The 14,755-nt window shown below is 60.8% G+C and carries 13 protein-coding genes and 1 pseudogene; 11 read left to right on the plus strand and 3 right to left on the minus strand.

What is annotated here, in order from left to right; genetic code table 11:
- The 7 genes and pseudogenes from K7431_RS30200 to K7431_RS30230 form a co-directional block, all read left to right on the plus strand.
- Nucleotides 1-627: pseudogene (locus K7431_RS30200) on the plus strand (type II and III secretion system protein); the annotation flags it as partial.
- 1,191 nt (nt 628-1,818) lie between these two features.
- Nucleotides 1,819-4,212, plus strand: a complete 2,394-nt coding sequence (locus K7431_RS30205) for a TonB-dependent receptor plug domain-containing protein (protein ID WP_043205613.1) — start codon at nt 1,819-1,821, stop codon at nt 4,210-4,212.
- 16 nt (nt 4,213-4,228) lie between these two features.
- On the plus strand, nt 4,229-5,194 hold the full coding sequence (locus K7431_RS30210) for an amino acid ABC transporter permease (RefSeq protein WP_043205611.1): 966 nt from the start codon (nt 4,229-4,231) through the stop codon (nt 5,192-5,194).
- Entirely contained in the window at nt 5,187-5,960 is a 774-nt protein-coding gene (locus K7431_RS30215) for an amino acid ABC transporter ATP-binding protein (RefSeq protein WP_015884859.1), read from the plus strand. Before K7431_RS30210 ends, K7431_RS30215 begins: the two co-directional genes overlap by 8 nt.
- 18 nt (nt 5,961-5,978) lie before the next feature.
- Nucleotides 5,979-6,902 (plus strand): ABC transporter substrate-binding protein, encoded by a 924-nt coding sequence (locus tag K7431_RS30220; protein ID WP_015884858.1) that lies wholly within the window; start codon nt 5,979-5,981, stop codon nt 6,900-6,902.
- Between the two features lie 12 nt (nt 6,903-6,914).
- On the plus strand, nt 6,915-8,498 hold the full coding sequence (locus K7431_RS30225) for a flavin monoamine oxidase family protein (RefSeq protein ID WP_015884857.1): 1,584 nt from the start codon (nt 6,915-6,917) through the stop codon (nt 8,496-8,498).
- Nucleotides 8,499-8,509: 11 nt separating this feature from the next.
- A complete protein-coding gene (locus tag K7431_RS30230; RefSeq protein ID WP_015884856.1) occupies nt 8,510-8,944 on the plus strand; it encodes a RidA family protein in 435 nt (144 codons plus the stop codon).
- Between the two features lie 60 nt (nt 8,945-9,004).
- Here K7431_RS30230 and K7431_RS30235 read toward each other — a convergent pair whose 3' ends face one another.
- On the minus strand, nt 9,005-9,382 hold the full coding sequence (locus K7431_RS30235; protein ID WP_015884855.1) for a c-type cytochrome: 378 nt from the start codon (nt 9,380-9,382) through the stop codon (nt 9,005-9,007).
- Between the two features lie 317 nt (nt 9,383-9,699).
- Between K7431_RS30235 and K7431_RS30240 the strand changes: the two genes are divergently transcribed.
- The 3 genes from K7431_RS30240 to K7431_RS30250 all read left to right on the plus strand — a co-directional run bounded on the left by K7431_RS30240 (nt 9,700) and on the right by K7431_RS30250 (nt 12,376).
- Complete coding sequence (locus K7431_RS30240) at nt 9,700-10,092, plus strand: DUF4398 domain-containing protein (protein WP_043205608.1); 393 nt, start codon at nt 9,700-9,702, stop codon at nt 10,090-10,092.
- Nucleotides 10,093-10,102: 10 nt separating this feature from the next.
- On the plus strand, nt 10,103-10,876 hold the full coding sequence (locus tag K7431_RS30245; protein ID WP_015884853.1) for an OmpA family protein: 774 nt from the start codon (nt 10,103-10,105) through the stop codon (nt 10,874-10,876).
- 165 nt (nt 10,877-11,041) lie between these two features.
- Complete coding sequence (locus K7431_RS30250) at nt 11,042-12,376, plus strand: LLM class flavin-dependent oxidoreductase (protein WP_015884852.1); 1,335 nt, start codon at nt 11,042-11,044, stop codon at nt 12,374-12,376.
- A 4-nt stretch (nt 12,377-12,380) separates the two neighbouring features.
- Here K7431_RS30250 and K7431_RS30255 read toward each other — a convergent pair whose 3' ends face one another.
- The gene (locus K7431_RS30255; protein WP_015884851.1) at nt 12,381-12,887 is read right to left on the minus strand and encodes a hypothetical protein; all 507 of its coding nucleotides are present in this window, start codon (nt 12,885-12,887) and stop codon (nt 12,381-12,383) included.
- Entirely contained in the window at nt 12,884-13,798 is a 915-nt protein-coding gene (locus tag K7431_RS30260; protein ID WP_015884850.1) for a hypothetical protein, read from the minus strand. Before K7431_RS30260 ends, K7431_RS30255 begins: the two co-directional genes overlap by 4 nt.
- A gap of 187 nt (nt 13,799-13,985) precedes the next feature.
- Here K7431_RS30260 and K7431_RS30265 point away from each other — a divergent pair, with 187 nt between their 5' ends.
- Nucleotides 13,986-14,474, plus strand: coding sequence for an Hcp family type VI secretion system effector (locus K7431_RS30265; protein ID WP_015884849.1), 489 nt, complete (start codon nt 13,986-13,988; stop codon nt 14,472-14,474).
- Nucleotides 14,475-14,755 lie beyond the last annotated feature (281 nt).

Raw genomic sequence — 14,755 nt, forward strand, 5'->3', positions numbered from 1 at the left:
GATTCGTTGTTCTATTCGTTCGTCAGTTCCAACCTGCAAGTGGCCTTGCACGCCCTCGAAACCAATGGCCGCACCCAAGTGCTTTCGGCGCCGTCGCTGGTGGTGATGAACAACCAACCGGCGCAGATTCAGGTGGGGGACAATATTCCCATCAGCCAGACCACGGTGAATACCGGCACCTCCGACACCACCTTGAGCAGCGTCGAGTATGTGCAGACTGGGGTGATCCTCGATGTGGTGCCGCGGATCAATCCGGGTGGCCTGGTGTACATGGATATTCAGCAGCAGGTCAGTGACGCGCAGGACCAGGCGTCTTCGAGTAATGACACGCAGAATAACCCGCGCATCTCCACGCGTTCGGTGTCGACCCAAGTGGCGGTGCAAAGCGGGCAGACGGTGCTGCTGGGGGGGTTGATCAAGCAGGACAACGCAGAGAGTGTCAGTGCGGTGCCTTACCTTGGGAGGATCCCGGGGTTGCGGTGGTTGTTTGGGAATACCAGTAAGTCCAAGGATCGGACGGAGTTGATTGTGTTGATTACGCCTAGGGTGATTACCAGCAGCAGCCAGGCGCGGCAGGTGACGGATGATTATCGGCAGCAGATGCAGTTGTTGAAGCCGGGGGGGTGAAAGGTTGTGTGCAGATCCGTTATTTGGGTAATGGCGGCTATGGGTTCCGCTCTTACAGCGGGTCACTTTTGGAAAAGAGCCCCAAAAGTAACCAAAAGGGCTCTTGCCCCAACACTCGGCACCTCGCTTAGGCTCGGTGTGCCCGTAATTCGCCAGTGATTTGGGGGGCCGCCGCCACGCGCCATCCATGGCGCGGGGCGGCTAAACCGGCATCCCTGCCGGTTTACCCCCCAAATCCCTGTCGAATTCCGGCCAGCGTGTTTGACGGGGCGCCTAAGATCAAGATCAAAAGCACAGCGGCCTGATAGCCGGCTTGAGTGGTGTAGAGCAAAGGCAAACGCGGCGGCCTTAAAGCCGACCGGAGTTGCGTCTGTCGATCGCGGTATAAATGTGGGAGGGGGCTTGCCCCCGATTGCAGTGTGACAGCCAAAGATGGATCAGCTGACACACCGCTATCGGGAGCAAGCTCCCTCCCACAGTTTGATCTCCATACATCAGGCAGATATCAGCCTGCTTTTGATCTGCTTTTGATTTTGATCTTAGGCGCCCCGTCAAACACGCTGGCCGAACGCAGGCTTGAATCCGTGGGTAACCCGGCAGGACGCCGGGTTAGCCGCCCCGCGCCATGGATGGCGCGTGGCGGCGGCCCACGGATTCAAGCCGGAGTGAGGGCACACCGAGCCTAGGCGAGGTGCCGAGTGTTGGGGCAAGAGCCTTTTGGTTACTTTTGGCTGGGCCGGCATTCCGGCTCCTTTCAAAAGTGACCCGCTGTAAAAGCGGAACCAATATCAGCCGTTACCCAAACAACGGATATGTACCCCGTCCACCCAACGACAATCTCAAAAAGACATTATTTATATGAATAAAAATGTTCATGAATAATGAAATTAGAGAATATTAGCTTATACCCAAATAGCATTATATTTTCAAAACCCATTCCGTTATGTTTGATCGCAACAGCCTACCCCTGACCTCGGATGGTACCCAGCGTAATCAAGATTCTGCGCGCCATAACCGGGCGACAAGCCCACGGCAGAATCGTTGGAAGGGAGCTCAACGTATGTTGCCAACTCAATCCCCACACTCGCCGCACACCTAGCCCTCAATCGCCGCAACACCCCTGAAAAAATCGAGCACCGCGCCCGCCCGCGTGCCTGCCCGACTTCGCGATTTGGACTGTCTGGAGTGGCTATGAAGCAAGTCTTACAACCGACCGCCGTACTGGCACTGGCCTTCCTGGCCAACACCGCCCAGGCCCAGGACGACAAAACCCTGTCCACCGTGGTGGTCACCGGTAACCGGGGCGCCGAACAACGTACCGTCACCAGCAGCCCGGTGCCGATCGATGTGGTCAGCGCCAAGCAACTGCAAAGCACCGGCAAGCCCGGCCTGATGGAAGCGTTGAGCGCGGTGATCCCGTCGCTGACCCTGCCGGAAAAAACCGGTTGGGACGCCAGCGGCATCGCCCGCGCGCCGAACCTGCGTGGCCTGAGCGCCGCCGAGGTGCTGGTGCTGGTCAACGGCAAGCGCCGTCACACCGCCGCCACCTTGAACATTAACGGTATCAACACCGGCGCGGCCCCGGCCGATCTGGACCTGATCCCCATCAGCGCCATCGATCATGTCGAAGTCCTGCGCGACGGCGCCGCCGCCCAATATGGCTCCGATGCCATCGCCGGGGTGATCAACGTCATCCTCAAGGCCGACACCAGCGGCACCTCGGTGACCAACGCCGGCCTGGGCTATGACGGCAAGAAACAGACCGTGCAACAAAGCCTCAACAAGGGCTTCGAAATCGGCAACGGCGGCATCGTGCAGCTGGCCCTGGACGCCCGCAGCCAGAATGATGACAACAAGGCCAGCGCCAACGGCTACACCTATGAGCAAGCCTACGGCCTGGCGGGCAAGTCCACGTACGGCGGCTATGGCACGCCCAAGACCAACCTGCTGACCCTGGGCTACAACGCCGAGCTGCCGATCGACGACAGCCTCAGCCTGTATTCCTTCACCACCTATTCGCGACGCAAAGCCGAGCAAGGCCAGAACTTCCGCCTGCCGACCATCACCAACACCATCACCACCGGGCCCAACGGCTACCCGTCGGGCTATACGCCTACCTGGTTTATCGACGAAGACGATTTCCAGGCTGCCTTCGGTGGCAAAGGCACCGTTGGCGAGTGGGACTGGGACCTGTCCACCACCTACGGGCGCAACGAGGCGGAGCAGGGCACCACCCACAACCAGAACCCGTCGCTGGGCGAGGCCACGCCGAATCACTTCACCTCCGGCACGTGGATTTCCACCGAGCTGACCACCAACCTCGACTTCAAGCGCGGCTTCGACATCGGTCTGCAAAAGCCGCTGGACCTGAGTTACGGCTTCGAGCATCGGCGCGACACCTATGAGGTGCAGGCCGGTGACTACGAGTCCTACGCCAACGGCGGCTACTGCGTGGCACCGGGCAATTGCGCGTCGTCCGGGGCGCAGGTCACCAACGGCATTTCGCCGGATGAAGAAAGCAGTGCCTCGCGCAACAGCCTCGCCGGTTACGTCGACGTGGGCTTCAACCCGGTGCCGGATTGGTACGTCGGCACCGCGTTCCGCTACGAGCACTACAACCAAGGCGTCGGCGCCACCCGGAGCGGCAAGCTGACCACCCGCTACGACTTCACCCCCGAATTTGCCGTGCGCGCCACCGTCAGCAACGGCTTCCGTGCACCGTCCCTGGCCAACAGCCTGTTCAGTGCGCGCTCCACCACCTATGGCGTGGTCGACGGTGTGTACCAGTCGATCAACTACGGCGTACTGCCGGTGGGCTCGGCGGCGGCCAGGGCTTTGGGGGCGGAGGACCTCAAGCCCGAGCGCTCGACCAACTTCAGCCTCGGTTTCACCCTCACGCCTACCGACCGCCTGAGTTTCACCGCCGATGCCTACGTGATCAACCTGCGCGATCGCATCACCCTCACCGGAACCTTGCTCGGTCCCGAGATCACCCAGGTGCTGCAGAACAACGGCGTCAACTCCACCTCGGGCGGCCAGTACTTCATCAATGGCGCCGACACTCGCACCAAAGGCCTGGACCTGGTCAGCAACTACAGTCAGGACCTCGGTCAGTACGGCTCGCTGAAGTGGACGGCGGCGTTCAATTGGAACCAGACCAAAATCCTCAACTACAAGGAGTCGACCAACATCCTTGGCACCTCCTATGAGTTGATGAACCGCGAGGCGCGCAACCTCATCACTGGCGTGCAGCCCAATACCAAGCTGATCCTGGGCGGCGACTGGAGCATCGACCGCTTCAACCTCAACCTGGCCCTGACCCGCTACGGGTCCTACAAGGAAGTGAATGCATCGGCCAATCGCGACCTCGACCGGGTCTACAGCGCCAAATGGATCACCGACCTCGACCTTGGCTACAACCTCACCAAAGACCTCAACGTGGCCATCGGTGCCAAGAACCTGTTCGACATCTACCCCAAGAAACAAGGCGTGCCCAGCAGCACCATGGTCAGCAGCTACGGCACCTATTCGCCCTACGGTTTTACCGGTGGGTACTACTACACCCGCTTGACCTATGCCTTCTAAGGCCGAGGAATACACCATGCCCATCGTCGCCAAATCCTATGACCTGATTGACTCACCCAGCCCGGTGCGCCAGGCCCGTGTCTCCACGCCGATCAAGGCCCTGCAAGTGGTGCCCGCGCGGCATCCCTGGCGCTGGGCCGGGTCGATCTTCGCCGCGCTGGTGCTGCTCGCCATCGTGCATTCCCTGGCCACCAACCCGCGCTGGGAGTGGGGCGTGTTCGGCCAGTGGTTCTTCTCCCCATCGGTGCTGCGCGGCTTGGGGCAGACGCTGTTGCTGACCCTGCTGAGCACTGTGTTCAGCATCATCCTCGGCACCGCGCTGGCATTGGCACGGCTGTCGGGCTCGCCGCTGCTGGCGGCGTTGGCCTGGGGCTATATCTGGTTCTTCCGCTCGATGCCGGCGCTGCTGGTGTTGATCATCCTCTACAACTTCGCCTACCTGTACGACCACATCGTGCTCGGCGTGCCGTTCACCGGCGTGGTGTTCGCCGAATGGTCGACGGTGGATGTGCTCAGCCAGTTCACCGTGGCGGTGTTGGGCTTGAGCCTGATGCAGGCGGCGTACGCGGCGGAGATCATTCGTGGCGGCCTGATCGGTGTCGATGCCGGCCAGCATGAAGCGGCGGCGGCCCTGGGGTTGCCGGCCTCGAGACGCATCTTCCGGATCATCCTGCCCCAGGCGCTGCGTTCGATCCTGCCGTCGGGGTTCAACGAAATCATCGGCCTGGTCAAGGGCACGTCCATCGTCTACGTGCTGGCGCTGCCTGAGCTGTTCTACACCGTGCAGGTCATCTACAACCGCACCCAGGCGGTGATCCCGCTGCTGATCGTCGCCACCGTCTGGTACCTGATCATCACCACCGTGCTCACCAGCGCGCAGTACTACGTCGAGCGCCATTTTGCGCGTGGCACCGCACGGGTGCTGCCGCCCACGCCGCTGCAACGCCTACGCGGTTGGTTGAAGGAGAAAACCCATGGGTGAAGCACGCGCCGGGCGCATTCAGATCCAGGGCGTGGGCAAGCGCTTTGGCAACCAGCAGGTGCTAAAGGATATCGACCTGACCATCGATCCAGGCAAGGTCACGGTGATCCTCGGGCCGTCCGGCTCGGGCAAGTCCACCTTGCTGCGCACCATCAACCATCTGGAGAAGATCGACAGCGGGCATATCACCATCGACGGTGAATACGTCGGCTACCGCCGCAAGGGTGACCTGCTGTACGAGCTCAAGGAGCGCGAAATCCTCAAGCGCCGTATCGACGTGGGTTTCGTGTTCCAGAACTTCAACCTGTTCCCGCACCTCACCGCCTGGGAAAACGTCGCCGAAGCACCGCTGGCCCACAAGCGCTGGAGCAAGGCCGACGCCCAGGCCAAGGCGCAAGAACTGCTGGCCAAGGTCGGCCTGGCGGACAAGGTCGATGCCTACCCGCGCCAGCTCTCCGGCGGCCAGCAACAGCGCGTTGCGATTGCCCGCGCCCTGGCGCTGGACCCGAAAGTGCTGCTGTTCGACGAGCCCACCTCGGCCCTCGACCCCGAACTGGTGGGCGAAGTCCTCGACGTGATCAAGGGCCTGACCCAACTGGGTGTGACCCTGGTGATTGTCACCCACGAGATCGGCTTTGCCCGCGAAGTGGCCGACCACGTGGTGTTCCTCTGCGACGGCCAGTTGATCGAAGAAGGCCCGCCTGAACAGATTTTCCGCCAACCCCGACATCCCCGCACCGTGGCCTTTCTCGGCAAGGTGCTTTAGTTAACGGAGTGACTGCCCATGTTTACCTCTACTGCTCGTATCGCGCTGTTGGCGATCGCCGTCGGCACCGCGCAAGCCGCGCTCGCCGTGCAACAGGTCGACCTCAGCCCCGACCGCCCGCGCATCCATGTGCCGCGTAACGAGGCGGCCATCGCGCAGATCCCGCCAGGCTTCAAGTTCGCCCAGCCGGGCAAGTTCACCGTGGCCGTGTCCGGCGTGGCGGGGCCACCGCTGGCGCTGCTGGCCAGCGACGACAAGACCACCATCGGCAGCGAGGCCGACACCGCGCAGCTGGTCGCCGACAGCCTCGGCCTGCAACTCAACGTGGTGCAGACCAGCTGGGAGGACTGGCCCCTGGGCGTCAGTTCGGGCAAGTACGACGCGGTGATCAGCAACGTCACCGTGACCGAGGCGCGCAAGAAGCGTTTTGACTTCGCCACCTACCGCCAGGATGTGCTCGGGTTTTATGTGAAGAGCACCAGCAAGATCAGCGAGATCAAGGAAGCGGCGGACATCGCCGGTCTGAAGATTATCGTGGGGTCCGGCACCAACCAGGAAAAAGTCCTGCTGGCGTGGAACGAGGCGAATGAAAAGGCCGGCCTCAAACCGGCGCTGCTGCAGTATTTCGACGACCAGGCCGCCGCGCAATTGGCGGTGCAGTCCGGTCGCAGCGATGCCCTGTTCGGTCCCAATTCGGTGTACGCCTATTCCGCCGCGATCACCGGCGGCATCAAGCGTGTCGGCACCGTCAACGGCGGCTGGCCGTTGCAGGCGGACATCGCCGTCACCACGCGCAAGGACAACGGCCTGGTCAAGCCGATCCACACCGCCCTGGAAGGTGCGATTGCCGGCGGCCAATACGAACAGGTGCTGCAACGCTGGGGCCTCGACGTAGAGCGTGTCGACAAATCGCTGATCAACCCACCGGGGCTGCCGGATTAAGGAGACATCGACATGGGACTGACACGACGTGAAGCGCTGTCGAGCATCGCTGCGGTAGGCGGCGAGCAGGCCGCCAAGGATGCGCTGGCGGCATTGGGCCTGGGGCCGTCGTCACACCGTCGCCCGCAACCGCTGAAACTCAAGAGCGGCCTGGGGCAGGGCACTCGCGTGCTGGTACTGGGGGCCGGAATCGCGGGGCTGGTGACGGCGCTGGAACTGACCCGCGCCGGGTTCGACGTGCACGTGCTGGAGGCCCGTGAGCGGGTGGGCGGCCGTACCTGGACGATCCGCAACGGCGACCGCGTGGACTACAAGGACGGCCGCATGCAAACCGCCGCATTCGACCCGGGGCATTACTTCAACGCGGGCCCGGCGCGGATTCCCAGCCAGCACCGCACGATCTTGGACTATTGCAGCGAACTGGGTGTGCCGCTGGAAGTGCTGGTCAACAGCAGCCATGGCGCCCAGGTGCGGCCGGATGTGCAAAAGCCGGCGTTCACCGTCGGCCAGGCGATCAACGATGCGCGGGGGCATGTGTCCGGCTTGCTGGCCAAAGCCGTGCAGCGCGATGCCCTCGACGATCTGTTGAGCGCTGAAGAACGCACGCGATTGTTGGCGTTTTTGCAGGTGTATGGCGACCTGTCACAAGCGTTGGCGTTCGACGGCACGCTTCGTTCGGGGCACCTGGAATCGCCTGCGCATCCCGGTGCCTTACCCGCCAGCCGCGGTCCGCTGAAGCTCGACCAATTGCTGCACCCGGAACTGTGGGGCGCGCTGCTGCACACCGAATTCCCGGAGTTCTCCGCCACCATGTTCCAACCGGTGGGGGGCATGGACCGCATCACCGATGCCTTCTACCAGCGCGTCAGAGGCCACGTGCAACTGGGCGCCCAGGTGCGGCGGATCCGCCAGTTGGAAGACGGCGTGGCGGTGACTTACCACGACACGCTCAGCGGTCGCGAACAGGTGGTCCGCGCCGATTACCTGATCTCGACGTTGCCACTACCGCTGCTGGCCAAGCTCGACACCGATTTCAGCGACCCGATCAAGGCCGCCTTGCTCAGCACCCGCAGCGACCAGGCGACCAAAGTCGCGTGGCAGTCGCCGCGCTTCTGGGAAACCGACTACCGCACCTACGGTGGCCTGTCGTGGATCGAACACCCGGCACGCCTGCTGTGGTACCCGAGCAACGACCTCAACACCCGCGAAGGCTTGCTGGTGGCGGGCTACGTGACCGGGGAGGGCGCCGATGTGTTTGGCGCGCAGCCGTTCGACAAGCAGTACGCCACCTCCAAGGAGGCCGTGGAACTGTTGCATCCGGGCTATTCAAAACACCTGCGCCACCCGCTGGCGGTGTCCTGGGAACAGATTCCCTACAGCGAAGGCCCTTGGCTGCAACGTGAACACTTTCCGGCCGACGCCAGCGCCTTGCTCGAAGCCGGGCATGGCCGGGTGTATTTCGCCGGCGACGGCCTGGTGCAAAGCGGCGTCGGTATCTGGCAGGAATCGGCGGCCAACTCGGCGCGCCATGTGGTCGGGCAACTGGCCGAACGGGTCACCCAACAAACACACCTTGCGGCACTTGCCGCCTCGTAAGGAGCTTCATCATGAGCGACAGCATCCAACGCACCCGTGTCGGCGATTTCCCGATCTCGCAGACCGTCACTGTACCGGCTTCAGCCAGCCTGATCTTTGTCAGCGGCACCTTGCCTGACGTGCACGACGCGACCGCCCCGGCAGGCACGCCGGCGGCCTATGGCAATACCGAAGTGCAGACGGTCTCGGTCTTCAACAAGCTGCGCACGATCCTGCGCCAGCAAGACCTGGACCTGGGCGATATCGTGCAGTTGCGGGTGTTCCTGGTGGGCGCCGAAGAGACGGGTGGCAAGCTGGATTTCGCCGGCTTGCAGGCGGGCTACACCCAGTTCTTTGGCACGCCTGCGCAGCCGAATAAACCGGCGCGCACAGCGTTGCAAGTGGTGGCATTGCCATTGCCCGGTGCGTTGGTTGAAGTGGAGGCGATCGCTGCCAGAACAGTGTGATGCGCATGGGGGAGGTGCAGGCGAGCGGTTGACGGCCTCAGTCGACCGCTCAGCTCAACATCACCGACTTTTTGCAATCACACTGCTCATGTACTGATGTAAATCGCGAAAGTCGTTAACGCTCCACGCGTGCGGTGCCAGCTTTACACCATTCTCTCGCAACGTTCTTGGAATCAAGTCTCCATTGGGGCGCAGTATTACCGAAGACACAATGACGCCTGGGTAATCATGCAGGCGTTGTTTGAACGTAGCCGTTGTCAGGTCGGGTGTAGGCGGGGTGCTTTTGTTGGCCAGGGGCCCCGTTCCTTTGATATCGGCGCCGTGGCATAGCGCGCAGCGCTGTGAGTAGAGCGTTTTCCCGTTGACGTTATCCGCGAAGCAGAGTGATGTTTGAGTCAGCGATAAAATGCCCAGTGTCGCGATGACTGATATTTTCATTGTTATACGTCCTTGTCATAACGGCTTTGTTTCATCTCAACCGTTTGATTTTGCTGAGTAAATTACTATCTGGCTGATGGTAAAGCCGCCATTCTCCTGCGGGACATCCTTGCGCGCAAGGGCGCCCGCTCTCCCTGTGCGTTGCCTAAGGTTATGCATTTTTTTCGAGAAAACTCCTACATGATGGTGGGATTTTTCATTCTTTATACTCGTCTTTTTCCTCCTAGGATGTGGCGCGATCGCTTGAACGCAAGCGAGACGGCGAGGGCTGTTTCTACCCGTCCCGTAGCCATCAGTAAATGCTTAGGAGTCAACACATGAAAATGACCAACGTGAGCAAACGCCTGTGCCGCTCGGCCTTGGTTGTGATCGTCACAGGTGCATTGGCAGGTTGTGCCGCGACGCCGCTGCCGGCGACAAAAATCTCCATGGCCCGTGATTCGGTTGGGCGCGCCGTGTCGGCGCAGGCCACCCAATTCGCACCGCTGGAAATGAAAACGGCCCAGGACAAGCTGGCGCGCATGGAGCAAGCCATCGGTGAGAAAAATTATCTCCAGGTCGACGCCTTGGCCGAGCAGATCGAAGCCGATGCCAGCCTGGCCGAAGCCAAGGCCAATGCCGTGCGTAAACAACAGGTCTTGATGCAGGCGCGAGAGGGCATCCAGGTGCTCAAGCAGGAAATGCTCAACGCCCCCGCGACTACCCACTGAGGATCCTTCCATGCGTGCCACTTTAGTCATTCCTGTTCTTTCGGCCCTGGGCCTGGCGTTGGCCGGCTGCGCCACCCCGCCGGAAAACCCGCAACTCCTGCAAGCGCGCAGTCAATTCTCCAGCCTGCAGCAAAAGCCTGAGTCCAACACCCTGGCGGCGGTTGAAACGCGCATTGCGTCCAATGCTGTGGACCGTGCCAACCAACTCTCCCTGCACAACCGTACCGACCCACAGATCGACCAGCTCGCGTACTTGGCGACGCAGAAAATCGCCCTGGCCGAGCAGACCATCGTCAGTCGCAAAACCGACGCCCAGCTCGATAACATTGCGGTGGACCGCACCCAGGTACAGCTCGACGTGCGCACCGCGCAGCTCAAGGCATTACAGGCGATGAAAGCCCGGCCGACCGAGCGCGGCCAGGTCGTCACCTTTGGCGACGTGCTGTTCGACACCGGCAGGGCCGAGCTGAAACCGGGCAGCCAACGCGACTTCCAGGGGCTGGCGACCTTCCTGTTGCAGAACCCGGAGCGTCAGGTACGTGTAGAGGGCTTCACCGACAGCACCGGTGGCGATGCTTTCAACCAGAGCTTGTCCGAGCGACGTGCGCAAGCGGTTGCCCGTGGTCTGCAACAGCTCGGCGTGGGGCCTCAGCGCATGGCGGTGATGGGTTACGGCAAGCAGTTTCCGGTCGCCGATAATGTGAGTGCGCAGTCGCGCCAATTGAATCGCCGGGTGGAAGTGATTGTGTCCAACGACGGTTCAGCGGTCAGCGCCCGGCGCTAAGCCGTGCCAGTGATTGTTATGCGAGTTATGCAGGTATGGGTTTTTTTAGATCAATATTTTTAATAATTAGCATAGATCTATAAAGCCTTTCACAAGCCCCGCCCACGGGCATTAAGGTCATCCTCCACAGGCCAGCACCGCTGCCATCCACGGAGGAATACTTTGATGCCCACCTTGCCTCGCCAACTCAAATTCGGCGCCATTCTCACCGGCGTCGGCACCGCACAAAACGAATGGCTGCACCCGCAAATCCCAGGCGATGCCAGTGTGGATATCGACTGGTACCGCGCCCAGGCACAACAGGCGGAAGCGGCCAAGTTCGACCTGGTGTTCATCGTCGACAGCCCCTACATCACACCGGACTCCGCGCCGCACTTCCTCAACCGCCTGGAACCGTTGACGCTGCTCTCGGCCATCGCCGGCGCCACGTCGAAAATCGGGCTGGTGGCGACCCTCACCACGTCCTATACCGAACCTTTCAACGTGGCGCGGCAGTTTGCGTCCCTGGACCATATCAGCGGTGGCCGCGCAGGTTGGAACGTGGTCACCACCGGCCTGGAAGGCGCGGCCGGCAACTTCGGCCGTGAGCAGCATATCGACCACACCGAACGCTATCGCCGGGCGGCCGAACACCTGGAGGTGGTGCAGGGGCTGTGGGACTCCTACGAAGACGATGCCTTTGTGCGTGACAAGCAAAACAAGGTGTTCCTCGACCCGCAACGCCAGCATCGCCTCGATCACCACGGTGAGTTTTTCTCCGTCACCGGGCCGCTGAACATCGCGCGTTCTGCCCAGGGCCAACCGGTGATTTTTCAGGCGGGGATTTCCGAATCCGGGCGTGGCCTGGCGGCCAACTATGCCGAGGGGATTTTTGCCGGTGTGGGCAATTTCGAAGACGCCCAGGCTTATTACAGCGACATCAAAAAACGCACCGCCGCCGCCGGGCGCAACCCCGATCATGTGACCATCCTGCCCGGCATTTCGCCGATCATTGCCGACACCAATGAGCAAGCCCAGGCCATCGACCGCGAGCGTAACGGCGAGCTGGACCTGAACAAGGCGCTGGTGCAATTGGGGCGGCCCTTCAACTACCACGACTTCAGCCAATACCCCCTGGACGAACCGTTCCCGGACCTGGGCGACCTGGGCAGCAACGGTTATCGCGGGCATGCCGAAAACATCAAGCAGGTTGCCCGTGACCAAGGGCTCACCTTACGTCAGGCGGCCTTGCGTTTTGCCAAACCGTTTTCCAGCTTCGTCGGCTCGCCCAAGACCGTGGCGGACGAGATTGAGCGCTGGTTTGTCGAGGGCGCGGTGGACGGGTTCAACATCCACGTGGGCGCGCCGGAGGACTTCGCGCGGTTTACTGATCAAGTGTTGCCGCTGTTGCGTGCGCGAGGGTTATTTCGCAGTGAGTACAGCCACAGCACGCTGCGCGGGCATTTGGGGTTGCCGGTGCCGGTGAATCGGCACACTGCGGCGCGGGCGGCAGCGGCGTAACGGGTCACCACCACTTCCAGCGACCTTGTTTTTTCAGGGTCGCGATGATGGCTTGGCGCTTGTGGCGGATTTCGACTGATTTTTGCCGAAGTTCGCGGCAGCGGTTGCAGTTGAGGATCAACAATCCGATCAATGGGCCGAGGATGGCCATCGAGTAGAGATACAGGTCGGGGCGGTAGGCGATCGTGGGAAGCGCTATCAGCAGGCAGATCAGGTATATCGCGACGTTCAGCCAGACCCAGTAGGTGCGGCCGTACAACACTTCGTATTTGGCAAGGGCAAACACTGCGCCAAGTCCTGCGGCGCCGAAAAGAGCGGTTTTGGCAGCAAAACCTACGGGGTACGTTGAGAGATAAGTGAGCATTGTCAGCGTTGCTGTCAATCCTAGTGAGGTACATGCGATAAGCATGTCTGCCCCGATTACAGGCATGTACCGCTTCAGAAGCTTCCAGGGATCTTCAATAAACACAGTTGAGTAGTATTGGTTTTTTATCTCCTCCTGGCCACTCACTGGCTGACCTCCTCGTAGATGCCTATCGCAATCGTGCTGATGTTTCCGTTAGTTGCACTGCTGGTGACGCTCAACGATGCAGCCAATACGTCGATTATGTGGGTAGCCGTCGCACGCTGCATATTCGTAGCGCTGATACGCTTGGGGGCTCTACCCATAGCTTTCTCCAACTTGAGCAGTTTGGACGTCAACCTAGGGTCTCGGATTCTAAGCATCTCGTCATTCAGTTTTGCCCTCTCTTGCCGCGTCAGGCCCTTGAGCACTAAGCGAAGGGGTTTTCCGGTTACTCGTGTGGTTGTACTGACTGCTTTCACTGTGACCAACATAGAAGTGGCAACGCCCAGTAAAGAAATGCCGTCCAACACTGCCGTCGCGTCCTGATACCAGGATTCACTATCTAAATAGTCATTGACCTGCGGGAACACCGCTTCTGATCCGGTTCGGATAACGCCAGCCATACACTGAACGGAACCCGCCACCGCTGCGGCCTTACCAATGAACGAAATCAACGCACTCGTACCTGCCGTAAACGGCATCAGCACAACCCCACTTGTAACCACTAGCCAACTCAGCAGCGCCCCCGCACACGTCACCGCCGTATTCACCGCCTCCGCCACTAACCTCGACTCCCGAGGCTCATGCTCCAGCATCCGCTTGAACTCCACCGGCCCCACGTACCGTGGCGCTTCACGCAGCACGACCTTGATCGGCTGTACGCTGCAGATCGCCTGGAACTCACGCAGCACCACGACATTGAACACCTCATCGATATACACCACCCCCGCGCCAATCAGCGCCGGGTCGCTGTCAATCACGGAAAACAATCGACGCAGGTCAATGCTGCCTTCAATGCGTTGGCGTGTGGTGCGGTGAGCCGAGGGGAATCCATCTTTAAGCAGCGAGGCCGTCATTCCTTAACTCCTGGGTATTCGCGGAGTCGAGAGGGTAAAGACGCAGCGAAGCAAATTAATGTCAGACGTTTCGCCTTTTGGAGACGGGCCCTTCCCGATCTTGCTTGACCACCTTGTGAGTACCGCCCCGATTCAGGAACAGTGCGCCCCGCGTCACTCACGGCGCACCACAGGACAGGGAGCCAACATGGCAGTCGATATGTTTTTGAAACTGGGCGATATCAAGGGTGAATCACGGGACCAGGCCCATCGCGACGAGATCGATATCACCGAGTGGGCCTGGGGGCTGTCGCAGACGGGATCGATGCACTCCGGTACGGGCGGCGGGGCAGGCAAGGCCGATTTCGCCAACCTGAACCTGACCAAACCGCTGGATAAATCCAGCCCCAACCTGATGATGGCCTGCGCCAGCGGTAAACATTACCCAGAAGCAAGACTGGTGGTGCGCAAAGCGGGAGGCACCAGCCCGGTGGAGTACCTGGTGATCACCTTGAAGGAAGTCATGGTGGTGTCCTACGGCACCGGTGCCGACAGTAAAGATGACCTGCTCTACGACCGTATCGCCTTGAATTTCGCCAGCGTCGACATCAGCTACCAGCCGCAGAAAGCCGATGGCGCCAAAGACGGCGGGCCGGTGAAATTCGGCTGGAACATCCGGCAAAACATCAAGGCGTAATACCTTGGAAGGCCATAGGCACCGAGTGGTGGGGCGTGCGTTTGGTTACTTTTGGCGCTTTCCAAAAGTGACCCGCCGTAAGGGCGGAGCCCATAGCCGCCGTTACCTAAACAATGGATATCTACTCAATCAGATCCAACATCCTGTAAATCACATAGCAGCAGTTGATACCCGTCACGAGGGCCCCACAAGAAATCATGTAGCCCCCCAGAACTCACTCACCAAACCCAATGATCGCCTTAGTCTCCAAATACTCCTCAAACCCCTGCACCCCATACTCC

Source organism: Pseudomonas fluorescens group sp. (assembly GCF_020093335.1).
In the GTDB taxonomy this organism is placed as follows: domain Bacteria; phylum Pseudomonadota; class Gammaproteobacteria; order Pseudomonadales; family Pseudomonadaceae; genus Aquipseudomonas; species Aquipseudomonas petroselini.

Excerpts from the sequence above, each read along its gene's own strand:
- K7431_RS30205 (WP_043205613.1), top strand. The coding sequence starts at position 1,819 with ATGAAGCAAGTCTTACAACCGACCGCCGTACTGGCACTGGCCTTCCTG.
- K7431_RS30210 (WP_043205611.1), top strand. The coding sequence starts at position 4,229 with ATGCCCATCGTCGCCAAATCCTATGACCTGATTGACTCACCCAGCCCG.
- K7431_RS30245 (WP_015884853.1), top strand. The coding sequence starts at position 10,103 with ATGCGTGCCACTTTAGTCATTCCTGTTCTTTCGGCCCTGGGCCTGGCG.
- K7431_RS30250 (WP_015884852.1), top strand. The coding sequence starts at position 11,042 with ATGCCCACCTTGCCTCGCCAACTCAAATTCGGCGCCATTCTCACCGGC.
- K7431_RS30265 (WP_015884849.1), top strand. The coding sequence starts at position 13,986 with ATGGCAGTCGATATGTTTTTGAAACTGGGCGATATCAAGGGTGAATCA.
- K7431_RS30220 (WP_015884858.1), top strand. The coding sequence starts at position 5,979 with ATGTTTACCTCTACTGCTCGTATCGCGCTGTTGGCGATCGCCGTCGGC.
- K7431_RS30230 (WP_015884856.1), top strand. The coding sequence starts at position 8,510 with ATGAGCGACAGCATCCAACGCACCCGTGTCGGCGATTTCCCGATCTCG.
- K7431_RS30260 (WP_015884850.1), bottom strand. The coding sequence starts at position 13,798 with ATGACGGCCTCGCTGCTTAAAGATGGATTCCCCTCGGCTCACCGCACC.
- K7431_RS30240 (WP_043205608.1), top strand. The coding sequence starts at position 9,700 with ATGAAAATGACCAACGTGAGCAAACGCCTGTGCCGCTCGGCCTTGGTT.
- K7431_RS30225 (WP_015884857.1), top strand. The coding sequence starts at position 6,915 with ATGGGACTGACACGACGTGAAGCGCTGTCGAGCATCGCTGCGGTAGGC.
- K7431_RS30215 (WP_015884859.1), top strand. The coding sequence starts at position 5,187 with ATGGGTGAAGCACGCGCCGGGCGCATTCAGATCCAGGGCGTGGGCAAG.
- K7431_RS30235 (WP_015884855.1), bottom strand. The coding sequence starts at position 9,382 with ATGAAAATATCAGTCATCGCGACACTGGGCATTTTATCGCTGACTCAA.